The organism is Novosphingobium sp. P6W (assembly GCF_000876675.2).
GTDB lineage: Bacteria > Pseudomonadota > Alphaproteobacteria > Sphingomonadales > Sphingomonadaceae > Novosphingobium.
Genome location: NZ_CP030352.1, coordinates 592,805 through 607,463 on the forward strand (window position 1 = coordinate 592,805; position 14,659 = coordinate 607,463).

Genomic DNA, 14,659 nt, shown 5'->3' on the forward strand with positions numbered 1-14,659 from the left:
TTTGCCGGCCTGCCTGTCGAGACGGACTCTCAGCCGGCGATGCGACGTTCGATCCGGTCGCGCAGGCTTTGCAGAGCGCTGGGGGCCGCCAGTTCGATGATGCGCCAGGACTGGTCCAGGCGCAGCAGGCGTTCGTAGAAACGGCGCGTGGTTTCCACCAGGCGCGCGGTCGCCGGGGCGAGCAGGGCGGTCTGCTGCGGGTCGGAGAGGCGCATGTCGGATGACAGGCGGCCATGGCGACGAAGCTGCATCTCGTTGATTTCACGCCGGAAGAAGGCCCGGTGATTGAGTAGCCAGGCGATCGCGTGCATCATGCGCGTGGTCGTGCGCAGGCCTTCGCTCGACAGCGCGATGCGGGCGAGGTCCTCGTCCTGCGCATAGTCGCTGCCGGGCCTGCCGGAAAGCGTGAAGGCGGCACGCACTTCGTCCGAGAGGAGCAGCGCCTCGCAATAGAGCGCCTCGACGATGCGTGGATTGATGGTGGCCGGTTCGGACATGACGGTTTCATATTTCCGAACCGCGAGTCGGCGGCAACTGGGCTGCGGCCAAAATCCGGCGCAAAAAACCCGCTGTCCCCTATCGGTACGCTTCATGCCGAAGGCGCGTTAACCGCAATTACCCTGAATCGGAGCGAAATCGCAGGTGTCAGGAGCGTCCAGAAGGCGCCGGGGTCAGTGTTTCAGGCGATAATGTCCGGGATCAGGTAATCCGCGATCTGGCTGATCTGGTCCTTCAAAAGCAGTTTGCGCTTCTTCATGCGGGCAATCTGGAGCTGATCGCCAGACCCGGCCCCCATCAGAGCGTCGATTGCCGCGTCGAGATCGCGATGCTCAATCTTCAGGATTTCGAGGCGCTTGCGCATTTCCTCTTCGGTCACGCCGGAATTCCTCAATCACAAAATGCGCGCTGGAGCGACCATCCGTGCACGGCCCGGGGCAGTGCACGGCGCGAATCCTGCCCAGCGCAGGATTCATACGATTCACCGATATGAAGCATTACGAGTCTTCGCAAGGTGCCCCGGATGTGGTTCCTTCCCTTTCGCGCCGGATCATCGAAGCCGAGTCGCCAATTCGGGTCACTCGACAGAAGCTCGTTCGCCACAGGTCCGGCCCCATAAGGAGGAACCGTCCATGGATAGTTCGCACGTCAGCGCTCTTCAGCTCAAGCATGCCGGCATTGAACGGCAGATCCACGAGGAATTGAGCCGTCCGATGCCTGATGCCGTGGTGGTCCAGGCCCTCAAGAAGAGAAAGCTCGCGCTCAAGGAGGAGATCGGACGGTTCTAACCGCCGATCCTGAGCTGCCTTGTAAGCTGAAGGCCAGACCGCCGGGGCGTTTTACGCCCATACGAATCCACCGGTCGCACCGGAGATCCCCGACATAATACCAATTACCTGAATCGACGGCATCCGCTGCGTTCCCAAAGCGATCCCTTTGCGTTACTCGTCTGGGTATGAGTGGAGCCGTCGAAGCAGCCAGAACCATCCTCACCCGCCTTCACGAGGTGATGGCCTCGCGCAGCAATGCGCAGGCCAAGCTCAACAACGTGGTGGAAGTGATCGGAGAGAGCCTCGATAGCGAGGTCTGTTCGATCTACCTCCTGCGTGAGGGAATGCTGGAGCTTTTCGCAACGCGCGGGCTTGCCCAGGAAGCCGTGCACGTCACGCGCATGGCTGTGGGTGAGGGCCTTGTCGGCACGATCGCCGACCAGACCGGCACGCTCAACCTGGCCGAAGCGGCCGCTCACCCGGACTTTTCGTATCGGCCCGAAACGGGCGAGGACAAATATCACTCCTTCGCGGGCGTGCCGATCGTGCGGCGCGAACGCGCGGTAGGCGTGCTGTGCGTCCAGCATGTGGAACCGCGCCGCTACGAAGAAGTCGAGATCGAGGCGTTGCAGACGGTGGCGATGGTTCTGTCCGAACTCATCACCAATGCCGACCTTATCGATGAGGAAGATGCCCGGGCGCTAAGCGCGGGCCAGACCGGCCCCGTGCAGATGAACGGGCTCACGCTCGTCAAGGGCCTCGCGCTTGGCGTGGCGGTCTATCATCAGCCGCGCGTCACGATCGAACACGTCGTCGCCGAGGATACCGAGGCCGAACGCCAGCGCGTCATCACCGCTTTCGACCGCATGCGCGAACAGATCGACCGCATGGCCAACCAGGCCGAATTCGGTGTCGGCGGCGAGCACGAAGAGGTTCTCGAGACCTACCGCATGTTCGCCTACGACGAAGGCTGGACGCGCCGCATCAACGAGGCGATCGACAGCGGCCTCACCGCCGAAGCCGCGATCGAGCGTGTGCAGCAGCGCACCCGCATGCGCATGCGCCAGATTGACGATCCCCTGCTGGCAGACCGCATGCACGATCTGGAGGATCTGGCGAATCGCCTGCTGCGGATCGTTTCGGGCCAGCTCGGCACAGCGGCGTCGATGGGCCTGCGCAACGATGCGATCCTGATCGCGCGCAACCTTGGCCCAGCCGAACTGCTGGAATATGACCGGCGGCGCCTCAAGGGCGTTGTCCTTGAGGAAGGCTCGCTCACCAGCCACGTCGTCATCGTCGCGCGGGCCATGGGCGTGCCGGTGCTGGGGCGTGTACGGGGTCTGCGCGGCGTCGTGCGCGATGGCGACCAGATCCTGCTCGACGCCGACCAGGGCGCCGCCACCGTGCGCCCCTCGCCCGGCTCGCTGGAGGCTTTCGACGCCCGATTCGCCAGGAGCCGTGAACGACAGGCCATCTATGCAGGCCTGCGCGACGTGCAGGCGACGACCCGTGACGGCACCCGGATCAACGTGATGATCAACGCGGGCCTGCGCGACGATGTCACCAACCTCAACCTTACCGGCGCGGACGGCATCGGCCTGTTCCGCACCGAATTCCAATTCCTCGTATCGGCCACGCTGCCTCAGCGTGAAAAGCAGACCCGCCTCTACCGTGATGTCATGGAAGCGGCGGGCGAGCGGCCGGTGGTGTTTCGCACGGTCGACATCGGCGGCGACAAGACGCTGCCTTATCTGCGCCATGACGACGGCGAGGGGGAGGAGAACCCGGCGATGGGCTGGCGCGCGCTGCGCGTCGCGCTCGAACGCGACGGTCTGCTCAAGGTACAGGCCCGCGCGCTGTTGGAGGCCGGTGCAGGGCGCAAGCTCAACGTCATGTTCCCGATGGTAGCCGAACCGTGGGAGTTCGACGCTGCCAAGGCGGTGTTCGACGGTCAGCTCGATTACCTGCGCAAGCGCAAGAAGGTGCTGCCCGAGGCGATTAGGTACGGCGTCATGCTCGAAGTGCCCGCCTTGGCCGAGCAACTCGACCTGATCGCGCCGAAGATCGCGTTCCTTTCGATCGGCACCAACGACCTTACCCAGTTCCTGTTCGCCGCCGATCGTTCCAACCCCAAGCTGGCTGAGCGTTACGACTGGCTTAGCCCGGCGATCCTGCGGTTCCTGAAGCGGGTCGTGCGCACTCTTGACGGCACCAAGGTGGACATCAGCGTCTGCGGTGAAATGGGCGGGCGCCGCCTGGAAGCACTGGCGTTGCTGGGGCTGGGTATCCGTCGCCTGTCGATCACTCCGGCGGCGGTCGGCCCGATCAAGGAACTGGTCGGCAAGGTAGACCTGGGCGAAATCACCGCCGCCATGGACGCCTGGATGGCGGCACCGCCTGCCGACCTGCGCGCCGAGATGGTGGCCTGGGCGGCTGCGCGCGATATTTATGTCGATTGAGCGTGCCGCCTGAAGCGGGCCTGCCCAAGTTCGGTCAGCGAGGGCAGGTTCGCTAGTTGTTCTCCTGAAATCGCGCAAAGTGCAGTTATGGCCGCATAATTTTCAAGCGATTGACGGTGCACTGATTGACTTTGCCTCGTCAGACGGTTTGGTTAGTTATAGGTCAGGTCGCATTTACCACACCCTTCTGGAGCAGAATGGAAAACGTCGAATCCCAGGGTCATGCGCGAGAGTCGCAAAGCGCCGGAGCCCAGCTTCGCGCGGCTCGTGAAGCTGCCGGCCTCAGCCGCGCGGACATCGCCTCGCAGACCAAGGTCGCCGAACGTCATCTCCTTTCCATCGAGGAGGACCGGCTGGGTGATCTTGCCGCGCGCACTTATGCAGTGGGCTTCGCACGTGCCTATGCCCGCGCCGTCGGCGTCGATGAAAAGGTGATCGCGGCGAAGATCCGCGAACAGCTTGAAGCAGAAGTGCCCGAACGGCACGAGACCGTCCCCAGCTTCGAGCCGGGCGATCCCGCGCGCGTGCCCACCCGGCGCCTCGCCTGGGTTGCGGCGGCAGGGGTGGTCATCGCGGTGGTGGTCCTCCTGGTGTTCTGGAGCAGCTTCCTTTCGCCCCAGGGCGCGCTGCCCGATCTTATCGCCGACAAACCGGCCCAGACCGCTGCACCGGCAGCGTCCGCGCCGCCGCCTCCGCCGCCCGCTCCCACGAGTGGCCCGGTGGTACTGACGGCGACGGGCGATAAGGTATGGCTCAAGGTCACCGATGGCACCGGCGCACAGGTTCTCCAGAAGGAACTTGCCAAGGGTGAGAGCTGGACTGCGCCGGCAGGCGTCGCGGGTCTTCAGCTGCGCACCGGCCGTCCCGATGCCTTGCAGATTTCGGTCGGCGGCAAGCCGCTGCCGCCGCTTTCGGACAAGCCTGAGCTGGTTACCGGCGTTTCGCTTGCTCCGGCAGACCTGCTTGCCCGTGCCAATCCGGCTGCGGCGCTGGCGTCTACGCCCGCAGTAACCGGCGCGGGGCAGCCCGCTGCGCCGCAGCCGGGCGCTGCGCCTGGGCCGCTTTCCACGGTTTCCAACTAACACCGCCTCGACAGGCGGGGGCAGTTTCGGGCAACACGCCCGGACCAGCCCACTGGTTAATTCCCGGTTCCGCCGGCCGCTGCCATAAGTGCGGCTTGCGATTATCCGGCACGGAGTTGATTTGGCGATGAAACGTACCTTTGGCGCAATGCGCACGACACGCTGGCTGGCAACGGCTGCAGCGGTGTCGATCTTCGCTGGCGGAGCGGTCCCCGCCTTCGCCCAGGATGCGAACACCGGCGCGCGCCTCAATAAGGTCGAATCCGAAGTGCGCGCTCTGCAGCGTAAAGTTTTCCCGGGCGCGGACGGCAAGTTTTTCGAGCCCGAGATTACCTCGAAGCCGGCCCCCGTCACTACCCCCGGACAGCCGACCAGCACGCCGGTCACCGACCTCCTTATGCGGATGGACGCGGTAGAAGCGCGGATGGCGCAGTTGACCTCGCAGGTTGAACAGAACACCAACCGTATCGGCCAGCTTGAAGCCAAGCTTGCCGCCGGTGCGCCGGCAGCGATGCCCATGGACGCAGCGCCGCCTGCATCGCAGAGCAATCTCAACGCGATGAGCGGGGGAGCGTCGACAGCGCCCGCCACGCCGCGCCCCGTCGTGGCGGCCCCTCTCCCGGCGGCGCCTGCCCGTCCGGTGGCGGCGACTTCCTCGCGGATCGAGGCGGTGAAGGCCATCGTCAAGCCGCAGAGCGCCGATGCCGGCGACGACGAGTACAGCTACGGCTTCCGTCTGTGGGAAGCGAAATTCTACCCCGAAGCGCAGCAGCAGCTGAAGATGTACCTCGAAAAGTATCCCAAGCACGTGCGGGGCAGCTGGGGACGTAACCTGCTTGGCCGCGCTTATCTGGACGACAACAACCCGAGCGAGGCAGCCAAGTGGTTCCTGCAGAACTTCCAGGCCGACAAGCGCGGCGATCGTGCTTCCGACAGCCTGCTTTACCTCGCGGTGTCGATGAAGCAGCTCAAGGATACCAAGCGCGCCTGCATCGCGCTCGCCGAATTCAGCGAGACTTATGCGGCTGAAGCAGCAGGGCGCTTGAGCGGCCTTTACAACTCGACCCGCAGTGGACTGTCCTGCAGCTGACATGCCCGTAGCACAAGACGCCGCAGGCCGGTTTCGTGCCGATCTGGCGGCGCTTTGGCCCGAGGGCGTGGACGAGGAGGGCGCGCGGCTAGGCCTGGCCGTTTCCGGCGGCCCTGACAGCCTTGCCCTGTTGCTGCTGGCCCAGGCGGCGATACCCGGACGGGTCGAAGCGGCGACGGTGGACCACGGGCTGCGCCTTGAAAGCGCGGCAGAAGCAGCCGAGGTAGCGCGGATCTGCGCCGACCTTGGCGTTCCCCATGCCGTGCTGGCGGTCGAAGTCGCCCCCGGCAACATCCAGGCCGAGGCCCGCACCGCGCGCTACGCCGCCTTGGCGGACTGGGCGGGGCAGCGGGGCCTTGCCGCGCTGGCAACCGGCCATCAGGCGGACGATCAGGCCGAAACCCTGCTGATGCGCCTCAATCGAGCAAGCGGCGTTGCCGGCCTTGCTGGTACGCGTGAGCGGGGCACGGTATCTGGCGGGCCCTTGCCGCTGCTTCGTCCGGTGCTGGGCTGGCGCCGGGCCGAACTTGGCGACGTGGTGCGCGGTGCCGGGCTGGTCGCCGCTGAAGATCCAAGCAACGCCAACGACCGCTTCGACCGCGTGCGTATCCGCAAGGCGCTGGTCGATGCGGACTGGCTCGACGTTGCCGCCATCGCACAAAGCGCCGCGCATATAGCCGAGGCCGATGCCGCGCTCGATTGGATGGCCGCGCTTGAATGGCGTTCCTGCGTGAAGAAGGAGCCGATGGGTCTGAAATACCGGCCTCAGGCTCCGCGCGCGGTGGTTTTGCGCGTGCTTGCGCGGATCGTGCGCGAACTGGACGGCGAGGAAGCGCGCGGCGGCGCCATCGCCCGGCTGCTGGAGAGCCTTGTTTCGGCGCGACCAGCGTCGATCGGCAATCTGGTGGCGCGGCCCAATGCGGGCGGCTGGAGCTTTGCGAAAGCCCCGGTCAGGGCGGTCCGGCGCGAACGCTGAGGCTTAGCCGCCGGCGAGGCTGTCGCCCATGCCGACCTGCTTGCCGCGGGTTATATAGACCTTGTCGCCGACTTTGGTCGTCGAGAACAACTTGGCGGCGAAGTCGTTGGGCATGCCTACGCAGCCGTGGCTGGCATAGCCGAGCGCCACGTCGGAGCCGTGCAGGGTGATCCCGTCGTTGGTCAGGCGCTGCATGTAGGGCATCGGCGCCCCGGTGTAGATGTTGGAGACGTGGTCCTTGTCCTTCTGGGTGATCGGGAAGACGCCCAGCGGAGTGGGCTTGTCCTCGGTTCCGAGCAGGACGGCGGTTGCGCCGATCTCGTAGCCGGAACGGAACACCGACAGCACCCGCGCATCAAGGTCCACCGTGACGACGATCGGCCCGGCGGGCACGTTCTTGTCGTCCCAGTGCCATTCGCCGTATTTGATCGCGCCGGTGATCGGCAGGATGCGCTTGATGACGAAGGGCTCGTCCTTCTTCGGCATCGGGGCGGACGTGGCAGCGGCCACCGGCGCGGGAGTCGCCAGCTTCGCCTCGGCAAGCGAGGCCGGTTCCGGCTTATCGGGCGAGGCCGCGACCACGAGCACGCCGGCAATGGCGGCAAGGGCGACAAAGCCCGAGGCGAGGAGGATGCGCGCGTCCAAGTGAATTTCCGTTCCTGTTTGGCGACTCTCTCTGGCAGGCCGGCCTTATCATCGCGTAAATGACGGTAAAGTGCCAGCTAGCGGGGAGGCGCGTTTCCCGCAGGCCCGGCGGAGCGCATTCGGTAACGCGGGCAAGCGGAGGCCAGGCAGCTTCGTCATCGTGAACACGGCGATGCGATCCGGCGCCGCATCGCCACCCGGCTTTCAGCGCTTGGCGATGCCTTCGCGCAGGATCGAGTTGGCCAGTTCCGCCACCTCCTCGGCGCCCGCGTCTTCGGACCAGACGGCATAGCGCAGGCCCAGGAACACGTTCATGCCCATGATCGCCCAGGCATGGGCCTCGCCTAGGTCCTCGCGTAGTTCGCCCTTGCGGATACCTTCGGCGAGACGCTCGTGTATGCGGCGCGCGGTGTTGCGATAGTGAAGGCGGAAGCTCTCTGGATCGACGAATTCGCACTCGTCGATAATGCGGTAGATCTCCTTGTGCTCACTGGCAAAGCGCAGGAACCCGGTGAGCGAGGCGCGTTCGGTTTCCAGGGCGGGCAGGTCCTGCTGCCGGGCGCTGCGCGCGGCTTCGCGCACTTTGCCGCTGAGGTCGTCGACCAGCGCGCGGAAAATCTCGTCCTTGGAATTGAAGTAGGTGTAGAAACTGCCCAGCGCCGTGCCCGCGCGCCGGGTGATGCCTGTGATCGAGGCTTCGTGGAAACCGCGCTCCCCGAATTCGATCGCCGCTGCGTCGAGCAGCTTGCGCAAGGTGCGCCGCCCTCGTTCGGTGCGAGGCGCCTTGTCGGCCGGGCCTTTGTCAACTGATGGCGTCGGTGTGGTCACGACGACACAGCTAGACCGCTCTTTGCACATTGGCAAACATTCAAAGTTGAAAGTCGGTTCAACTATCAATATGCAGGCGTTCAACGATAAGCGACCATGGGAGAGTATACGATGCGCAAGGTGCGATTCCTCGCGATTTCCTCCAGCATGCTGGGCCTGTGCAGTGGATTCGGCGTAGCCGCCCCGGCGCTGGCGCAGGAAGCCCCGGCAAGGCCCGAAGCCGCTTCCGAAGCATCGGGCGGCGACATCATCGTCACAGCACGCCGCCGCGAGGAACGTTTGGTCGACGTGCCGATCGCGGTCACCAGCTTCAGCGGCGAACAGCTCGCGAAGTCCGGCGCGATCGACATCACCGAGATCGCCAATTCAGCCCCCAACGTCACGCTGGAACCTTCACGCGGCACCAACTCCACGCTGTCCGCGTTCATTCGCGGCGTCGGTCAGCAGGACCCGGTATCGGGGTTCGAGCAGGGCGTCGGCCTCTATCTTGACGATGTATACCTCAATCGCCCGCAAGCCGCCGTTCTTGATATCTACGATGTCGAGCGGATCGAAGTGCTGCGCGGGCCGCAGGGTACGCTTTATGGGCGCAACACCATCGGCGGCGCGGTCAAATATGTGACGAAGCAGCTGCCGCAGGATTTCTCGCTCAAGGTGAAGGGCACTTACGGCACTTACGACCAGGCCGACCTGATCGTCACCGCCTCGGCGCCGGTGAGCGACCTGATCCGGGTCGGCGGATCGGCAGCGCGCCTGTCGCGCGGGGGCTTCGGCAGGAACCTGACTACAGGCGATGACAACTACAACAAGAATATCTGGGCAGCGCGCGCCAGTGTCGACATCGGCGGCTACGGCGAGCCGGTGCTGATCCGCATCTCGGGCGATTACACCAAGGACAAGTCGAACCCGCGCGGTGGTCACCGCCTGATCCCGGGCTACGCCTCGGGCGCGCCGGTGCTGAAGGACGTGTTCGACACGCGCGGCGGCCTCAACGATCCCCGGCAGGAGGTCGAGGCTTACGGCTTCGCCATTAACGCCACCGCCGACCTGAGCGATAGTCTGACTTTCCGCTCAATCAGTTCGTGGCGCAAGGACGACAGCGCTTCGCCGATCGACTTCGACGCGCTCCCCGCCGTCGACCTCGACGTGCCCGCCTTCTACCGCAATGAGCAGACCAGCCAGGAATTCCAGCTCCTGTACGACAACGGCATGGTGCAGGGCCTGATCGGCGGCTATTATCTTTCGGCCAAGGCGGACACGCAGTTCGACACCCGGCTGTTCACTGCGCTGAACGGCCTGACCGCCTTCACTCAGGCGAATGTCGATACCGAGACTTTCGCGGTCTTCGGTGACTTCACTTTTGATTTCACCCAGCAGCTCAGCCTGTCGGTGGGCGGTCGCTATACCTGGGACGAGCGGCGCGCGCAGATCCTGCGGCAGAACTATCTTGGCGGCGGATCGCCGGTATTCGGCGGGGCGGGCCTGCCGCTGGGCGCGCCGAGCACCGATTTTTCGGGCAAGGCGACCTTCAAGAAGTTCACCCCGCGCGCCTCGATCAGTTTCAAGCCGACGCCGGACCACAACATCTACGCCAGCTTCAGCCAGGGCTTCAAGGGCGGCGGCTTCGATCCGCGCGGCGTCGGCGTCAACGCGCCTGCCGCCACTCCGGGGAGACCGACCGACGCCGAAGTCACCGATTACCTCAGCTTCAAGCCCGAGACGGTCGACAGCTACGAGATCGGCTACAAGGCCAACCTGTTCGGCGGCGGCCTGTATATCGCGGCAGCGGCGTTCCAAATGGACTACAGGGACGTGCAGATCCCCGGTTCGGCGGGCTGCACCGTGGGCGGTATCCCGACCTTCTGCGGGATCATCACCAATGCCGGCAAGGCCCGCTTCCGCGGCTTCGAACTGGAAGCCAATGCCCGGCTGGCGCAGGACATGATGGCGGCGGGCGACCGCCTCAGCCTGTCCGGATCGCTTGGCTACATCAATGCCAAGTACAAGGAATATATCGCCAATATCGGCGGCGTTCCCACTGATGTCGCTGCCAACCGCGATGTTCAGAACACCCCCAAGTGGACCACCAGCGCCACGCTGGCCTACACGGCGCCTGTGGGCGAGGGGGACGTCTCGTTCAGTTCGACCTATTCGTACCGCAGCAAGACCCACCAGTTCGAGATCCCCAACCCCTACCTCGACCAGAAGGGCTACGGACTGGTCGACGCCAGCCTGGTTTACTCCGCGCCGGGCGGGCGCTGGACGCTGGGCGTGCACGGCAAGAACCTGTTCGACAAGCAGTACAAGACCTCGGGCTATACGTTCCTTGCCGCCAATCCGGTCACCGGCGAACTGCTGACGGCGCCCAGCGGACGGTTCATTCCCACGCTCGGCACCGAGGGCACGCTGACCGCGTTCTACGGCAACCCCCGCCAGGTCTTCGCCACCGCGACACTGGCGTTCTGAGGGGCATGCCGGGCCATCGCGGCCCGGCACGCCTGCGCCTGAAAGGAACCTTGCGACATGGACTACCGCGTCCACCGCTATCGCAGTGCCTGCGGGCGGCTCGACCTTGCCGCGCGCGATTATCCGGGCGCGGCCCCGCAGGCTCCGGTCCTGCTGATGATGCACGGCCTGACCCGCAACAGCGCCGATTTCGAGCCGATTGCGGCAAGGCTGGCCGGGCGCTACCGGATGATCGTGCCCGACCAGCGCGGGCGCGGCCTTTCGCAGCGGGACCCGGACCCGGCGCAGTACCGCCCGGACGTCTATGCACAGGACATGCTGGCGCTGCTGGATGACCTTGGCATTACGCGCGCCGGATTGGTTGGCACGTCGATGGGCGGGCTCATCGCGATGGTGATGAACGCGCTGCAGCCCGGCCTCGCGCAGGCGGTGGTTTTCAACGACATCGGCCCGGTGCTCAACCCGGCGGGGCTGGCGCGGATACAGGGCTATGTCGGCCCCTCAGGCGCGATGGCGGACTGGAGCGAGGCTGCCGAGCGCACCCGCGCGATCAACGGGGCGGCTTTTCCAGACTACGGCAGCGCGGACTGGGCGGCGTTCGCTCGCCGTATCGCCCACGAAAACCCCGACGGCACTATCTCCTTCGCCTATGATCCGGCGATTGCGCAAAGCGTCGTCGGAGGCGGTCCGCAAACCGTGCCGCCCGACCTCTGGCCCCTGTGGAAGGTGCTGGACGCCGTGCCGGTGCTGGTGGTGCGCGGTGCCCTTTCGGACCTGCTCAGCGCCGCGACCATGCAGGAGATGGCGCGCCGTCACACCGGCAGCTATGCGGGCGTGGAAGTGCCGCGCGTAGGCCACGCCCCGATCCTTGACGAGCCGGCGGCGCTGGCCGCGATCGAAGCCTTCCTCAAGGAGCATGTGACCTGACATGAGCGACACCGCTGCCATCGCCCAGCCTGCGATCAAGCCCGCCGCCTCGCCCAATCTCGTGCTGGGGATGCTGCTGCTCGTCTACATCTTCAATTTCGTCGACCGGCAGATCCTTTCGATCCTGGCTGCGCCGATCCAGGCCGAACTCGGCCTCGACGATGCCGAACTGGGAATGCTGGGCGGCCTGGCCTTCGCGATCCTTTATTCGACTCTGGGCGTGCCGCTGGCGTGGGTGGCCGACCGCACAAGCCGGTCATGGGTAATCACCGGCTCGCTGGTGGTGTGGAGCCTGTGCACTTCGGCCTGCGCGCTGGCGCAGGGGTTCTGGCACATCTTCCTCGCGCGCGTCGGCGTCGGCGTCGGCGAGGCAGGGGGCGTGGCGCCCAGCTATGCGGTGATCGGCGATCATTTCCCCAGCCACCGCCGAGCCTTCGCGCTTTCGGTCTATTCGCTGGGCATCCCGCTTGGCTCTGCGATGGGCGTTTTGGCGGGGGGCTACGTGGCGCAGGCGGTGGACTGGCGCACGGCCTTTCTTGTCGTCGGGCTTGCCGGCATCCTCATCGCGCCGCTGTTCAAGCTGGTGGTACGCGATGTCCCGCGCCCTGCTGGCAACGCGGCCCAGGCACCTTCGATCCGCTTTGGCGATGTAGCCGCGACGCTGGCGGGCAAGCGCGCCTTCTGGCTGCTCAGCTTCGGCGCCGCGTCCAGCTCGATGCTGGGTTATGGCTTGATGTTCTGGTTGCCCAGCCTGCTCCAGCGCAGCTTCGGACTGGACCTCGTCCATACCTCGTGGTTCATCGGCGCGGTGCTACTGCTGGGCGGCTGCGTGGGCGTGCTGGCCGGCGGAATCCTGGCTGACCGGCTGGGGAAGGGCGACCGCGCCTGGTACGGCCGGGTTCCGGCGATTGCCTTCGTCTGCGCCGTGCCGCTGTTCGCCGGCGGCATCTGGACGTCCAGCGTGCCGCTGGCGTTCCTGATGTTCCTGGTGCCTCAGGCGCTCGCCTATTTCTGGCTAGGCCCGGTGACGAGCGCAGTGCAGCATCTTGTCGAGCCGCCCGCGCGGGCAACCGCCTCGGCGCTTTTCCTGCTCATCAACAACCTGATCGGGCTTGGCGGCGGCATTTATGCGCTTGGCGCGCTGTCCAAGGCGCTGACGCCGGTCTGGGGGAGCGAATCGCTGCGCTATTCGATGCTCTTCGCGCTGGCTCTCTATCTTGTTGCCGCCGTGCTCATGGCGCTGGCCGGGCCCGCGCTGCGCCGGGAATGGGTGGCGGAAAAGTGACCGGCTCCGGGATGGAGGGGGCAACGCTGGCGCTGACTGCCGCGCTTTGTGCGCTGGCGGCGATCAACGTGGCGAGCTTTGCCGCGTTTGCCATCGACAAGGCGCAGGCCAAGGCCCGCCGCCGCCGGATCGCGGAATCGACGCTGCTCTGGCTCGCACTCGTGGGCGGTAGCCCCGGCGCTTACGCCGGGCGGTGTGCCTTTCGTCATAAGACTCGCAAGCAGCCGTTCGTCCGGCGCCTCCACACCGTTGCGGCGCTGCAGGTGGCCGCGCTCGGTGCTGGGGCGTACCTGCTGCTGCGCTAGTCGTCAGACCAGCCAGCTACCGGGATTGGGCATGGGCAGCTGCTTCTGGGCCTTGAGAATGCTCATCACGCTGCGCACGATGACCAGCACCGAAACCAGCGGCAGGATCACGAAACCGATCAGGGCGACCATAAGCATGAAGCCCAGCACCATCCCGACCAGGAAGATCCAGAAAGTGCGAATCGCGTATTCGTAATGAGATACTTCCCACTGTGCCTTGGGCTCGCCGCGCCAGACATAGGCCAGCACCACGCCGACAATCCCGGTGATGCCGGTGATGTAGGAGGCGAGGTAGAGCAGGTTGATGATCGTGGGATTGTTGAATTCGAACCCCGTGGCGGGGGCCGAACCGGCAGGCCTGTCAGCGGGGTTGGGGTCGAACTCGGTCATTGCTGTCCTCCTGTCGGCGCGCGGGCCGGGTTCCCGATGAAGCGATGCTGCCCGGTTTGACCCGCCGAAGCAAGGATGCCCGGCGCCTACAACCTCGGCGCCGCGCGTCTTTCTGCCCATGTTCAGGACGAACGGTGTCATCGCGGGCAAAACCAAGGCTGGCGCCGCGCGGCGCGGATGGTTAGAGAACGGCCCCATGAGCGATACCAGCGATACCGTTTCCTTCGGCTATGAAGACGTCCGTGCAGAGGAGAAGGAGGAGCGCGTGGGCGCGGTCTTCTCCGCCGTCGCGCGCAAGTATGACATCATGAACGATGCCATGTCCGCCGGCATGCACCGGGTCTGGAAGGACAAGTTCGTGCGCCGGGTGAAACCGCGCAGTCATGAACAGATCCTCGACATGGCCGGCGGCACTGGCGACATCGCCTTCCGCATGGAAGAAGCGGGCGCGCGCATCACCGTCTCGGACATCAACCAGGACATGCTCGACGTCGGCATCGAGCGCGCGATGGAGCGCGGCATCGACACCCTCGTCTGGTCGCGCCAGAACGCCGAGGAGTTGAGCTTCGAGGACCGTTCGTTCGATGCCTATACGATCGCTTTCGGCATCCGCAACGTCACCCACATCGACAAGGCCCTGGCTGAGGCGCACCGCGTGCTGAACTATGGCGGGCGCTTCTTCTGCCTTGAATTCTCGACCACCGAATGGCCCGGTTTCAAGGAAGTCTACGATGCCTATTCGCACAAGCTGGTGCCGAAGATCGGCCAGATGATCGCGGGCGATGCCGAGTCGTACCGCTACCTGATCGAATCGATCCGCCGCTTCCCGCCGATGCCCGAATTCGAGGGCATGATCCGCAAGGCCGGCTTCCGGCACACCAAGGTCGAGCCGATCATGGGCGGCCTCGTCGCGATCCATTCGGGCTGGAAGGTCTGAC

15 protein-coding genes are annotated in these 14,659 nt (G+C 65.4%); 10 read left to right on the forward strand and 5 right to left on the reverse strand.

Annotated features, from left to right (window positions below):
- Window positions 1-29: 29 nt before the first annotated feature.
- Together TQ38_RS02935 and TQ38_RS02940 are read right to left on the reverse strand one after the other, a co-directional pair.
- Window positions 30-497: a DUF1465 family protein gene (locus tag TQ38_RS02935; protein ID WP_043980366.1), complete on the reverse strand. Its 468-nt coding sequence runs from the start codon at window positions 495-497 to the stop codon at window positions 30-32.
- Between the two features lie 182 nt (window positions 498-679).
- Window positions 680-877, reverse strand: coding sequence for a YdcH family protein (locus TQ38_RS02940; RefSeq protein ID WP_043980368.1), 198 nt, complete (start codon window positions 875-877; stop codon window positions 680-682).
- A 253-nt stretch (window positions 878-1,130) separates the two neighbouring features.
- Here TQ38_RS02940 and TQ38_RS02945 point away from each other — a divergent pair, with 253 nt between their 5' ends.
- The 5 genes from TQ38_RS02945 to tilS all read left to right on the forward strand — a co-directional run bounded on the left by TQ38_RS02945 (window position 1,131) and on the right by tilS (window position 6,875).
- Window positions 1,131-1,286 (forward strand): YdcH family protein, encoded by a 156-nt coding sequence (locus tag TQ38_RS02945; RefSeq protein WP_082057986.1) that lies wholly within the window; start codon window positions 1,131-1,133, stop codon window positions 1,284-1,286.
- A gap of 167 nt (window positions 1,287-1,453) precedes the next feature.
- A complete protein-coding gene (gene ptsP / locus TQ38_RS02950) occupies window positions 1,454-3,727 on the forward strand; it encodes a phosphoenolpyruvate--protein phosphotransferase (RefSeq protein ID WP_043980370.1) in 2,274 nt (757 codons plus the stop codon).
- A 197-nt stretch (window positions 3,728-3,924) separates the two neighbouring features.
- Window positions 3,925-4,809, forward strand: a complete 885-nt coding sequence (locus TQ38_RS02955; RefSeq protein WP_043980372.1) for a helix-turn-helix domain-containing protein — start codon at window positions 3,925-3,927, stop codon at window positions 4,807-4,809.
- A gap of 127 nt (window positions 4,810-4,936) precedes the next feature.
- A complete protein-coding gene (locus TQ38_RS02960) occupies window positions 4,937-5,899 on the forward strand; it encodes a tol-pal system YbgF family protein (RefSeq protein ID WP_240197933.1) in 963 nt (320 codons plus the stop codon).
- Window position 5,900: 1 nt separating this feature from the next.
- Entirely contained in the window at window positions 5,901-6,875 is a 975-nt protein-coding gene (tilS, locus tag TQ38_RS02965; RefSeq protein WP_043980377.1) for a tRNA lysidine(34) synthetase TilS, read from the forward strand.
- A 3-nt stretch (window positions 6,876-6,878) separates the two neighbouring features.
- Here the strand turns inward: tilS and TQ38_RS02970 are convergent, their stop codons facing one another.
- Both TQ38_RS02970 and TQ38_RS02975 read right to left on the reverse strand, forming a co-directional pair.
- Window positions 6,879-7,520, reverse strand: a complete 642-nt coding sequence (locus tag TQ38_RS02970; protein ID WP_043980379.1) for a L,D-transpeptidase family protein — start codon at window positions 7,518-7,520, stop codon at window positions 6,879-6,881.
- 204 nt (window positions 7,521-7,724) lie between these two features.
- Window positions 7,725-8,348 (reverse strand): TetR/AcrR family transcriptional regulator, encoded by a 624-nt coding sequence (locus tag TQ38_RS02975; protein WP_043980382.1) that lies wholly within the window; start codon window positions 8,346-8,348, stop codon window positions 7,725-7,727.
- A gap of 111 nt (window positions 8,349-8,459) precedes the next feature.
- Here TQ38_RS02975 and TQ38_RS02980 point away from each other — a divergent pair, with 111 nt between their 5' ends.
- Genes TQ38_RS02980 through TQ38_RS02995 form a run of 4 tightly spaced genes read left to right on the forward strand, consistent with a single transcriptional unit; the run spans window position 8,460 to window position 13,331 of the window.
- A complete protein-coding gene (locus TQ38_RS02980) occupies window positions 8,460-10,814 on the forward strand; it encodes a TonB-dependent receptor (protein WP_043980384.1) in 2,355 nt (784 codons plus the stop codon).
- A 57-nt stretch (window positions 10,815-10,871) separates the two neighbouring features.
- The gene (locus tag TQ38_RS02985; RefSeq protein ID WP_043980386.1) at window positions 10,872-11,741 is read left to right on the forward strand and encodes an alpha/beta fold hydrolase; all 870 of its coding nucleotides are present in this window, start codon (window positions 10,872-10,874) and stop codon (window positions 11,739-11,741) included.
- Between the two features lies 1 nt (window position 11,742).
- Window positions 11,743-13,026, forward strand: coding sequence for an MFS transporter (locus TQ38_RS02990; RefSeq protein WP_043980387.1), 1,284 nt, complete (start codon window positions 11,743-11,745; stop codon window positions 13,024-13,026).
- A complete protein-coding gene (locus tag TQ38_RS02995) occupies window positions 13,008-13,331 on the forward strand; it encodes a DUF1294 domain-containing protein (RefSeq protein WP_370059783.1) in 324 nt (107 codons plus the stop codon). Before TQ38_RS02990 ends, TQ38_RS02995 begins: the two co-directional genes overlap by 19 nt.
- 3 nt (window positions 13,332-13,334) lie before the next feature.
- Here the strand turns inward: TQ38_RS02995 and TQ38_RS03000 are convergent, their stop codons facing one another.
- Window positions 13,335-13,721, reverse strand: coding sequence for a membrane protein (locus TQ38_RS03000; protein WP_043980391.1), 387 nt, complete (start codon window positions 13,719-13,721; stop codon window positions 13,335-13,337).
- Between the two features lie 196 nt (window positions 13,722-13,917).
- Between TQ38_RS03000 and TQ38_RS03005 the strand changes: the two genes are divergently transcribed.
- A complete protein-coding gene (locus tag TQ38_RS03005) occupies window positions 13,918-14,658 on the forward strand; it encodes a class I SAM-dependent methyltransferase (protein WP_043980621.1) in 741 nt (246 codons plus the stop codon).
- The last annotated feature ends 1 nt before the right edge of the window (window position 14,659 follow it).

Coding starts and splice junctions, on each gene's coding strand:
- TQ38_RS03005 (WP_043980621.1), top strand. CDS start 13,918: ATGAGCGATACCAGCGATACCGTTTCCTTCGGCTATGAAGACGTCCGT.
- tilS (WP_043980377.1), top strand. CDS start 5,901: ATGCCCGTAGCACAAGACGCCGCAGGCCGGTTTCGTGCCGATCTGGCG.
- TQ38_RS02960 (WP_240197933.1), top strand. CDS start 4,937: ATGAAACGTACCTTTGGCGCAATGCGCACGACACGCTGGCTGGCAACG.
- TQ38_RS03000 (WP_043980391.1), bottom strand. CDS start 13,721: ATGACCGAGTTCGACCCCAACCCCGCTGACAGGCCTGCCGGTTCGGCC.
- TQ38_RS02955 (WP_043980372.1), top strand. CDS start 3,925: ATGGAAAACGTCGAATCCCAGGGTCATGCGCGAGAGTCGCAAAGCGCC.
- TQ38_RS02995 (WP_370059783.1), top strand. CDS start 13,008: ATGGGTGGCGGAAAAGTGACCGGCTCCGGGATGGAGGGGGCAACGCTG.
- TQ38_RS02935 (WP_043980366.1), bottom strand. CDS start 497: ATGTCCGAACCGGCCACCATCAATCCACGCATCGTCGAGGCGCTCTAT.
- ptsP (WP_043980370.1), top strand. CDS start 1,454: ATGAGTGGAGCCGTCGAAGCAGCCAGAACCATCCTCACCCGCCTTCAC.
- TQ38_RS02980 (WP_043980384.1), top strand. CDS start 8,460: ATGCGCAAGGTGCGATTCCTCGCGATTTCCTCCAGCATGCTGGGCCTG.
- TQ38_RS02985 (WP_043980386.1), top strand. CDS start 10,872: ATGGACTACCGCGTCCACCGCTATCGCAGTGCCTGCGGGCGGCTCGAC.
- TQ38_RS02945 (WP_082057986.1), top strand. CDS start 1,131: ATGGATAGTTCGCACGTCAGCGCTCTTCAGCTCAAGCATGCCGGCATT.
- TQ38_RS02990 (WP_043980387.1), top strand. CDS start 11,743: ATGAGCGACACCGCTGCCATCGCCCAGCCTGCGATCAAGCCCGCCGCC.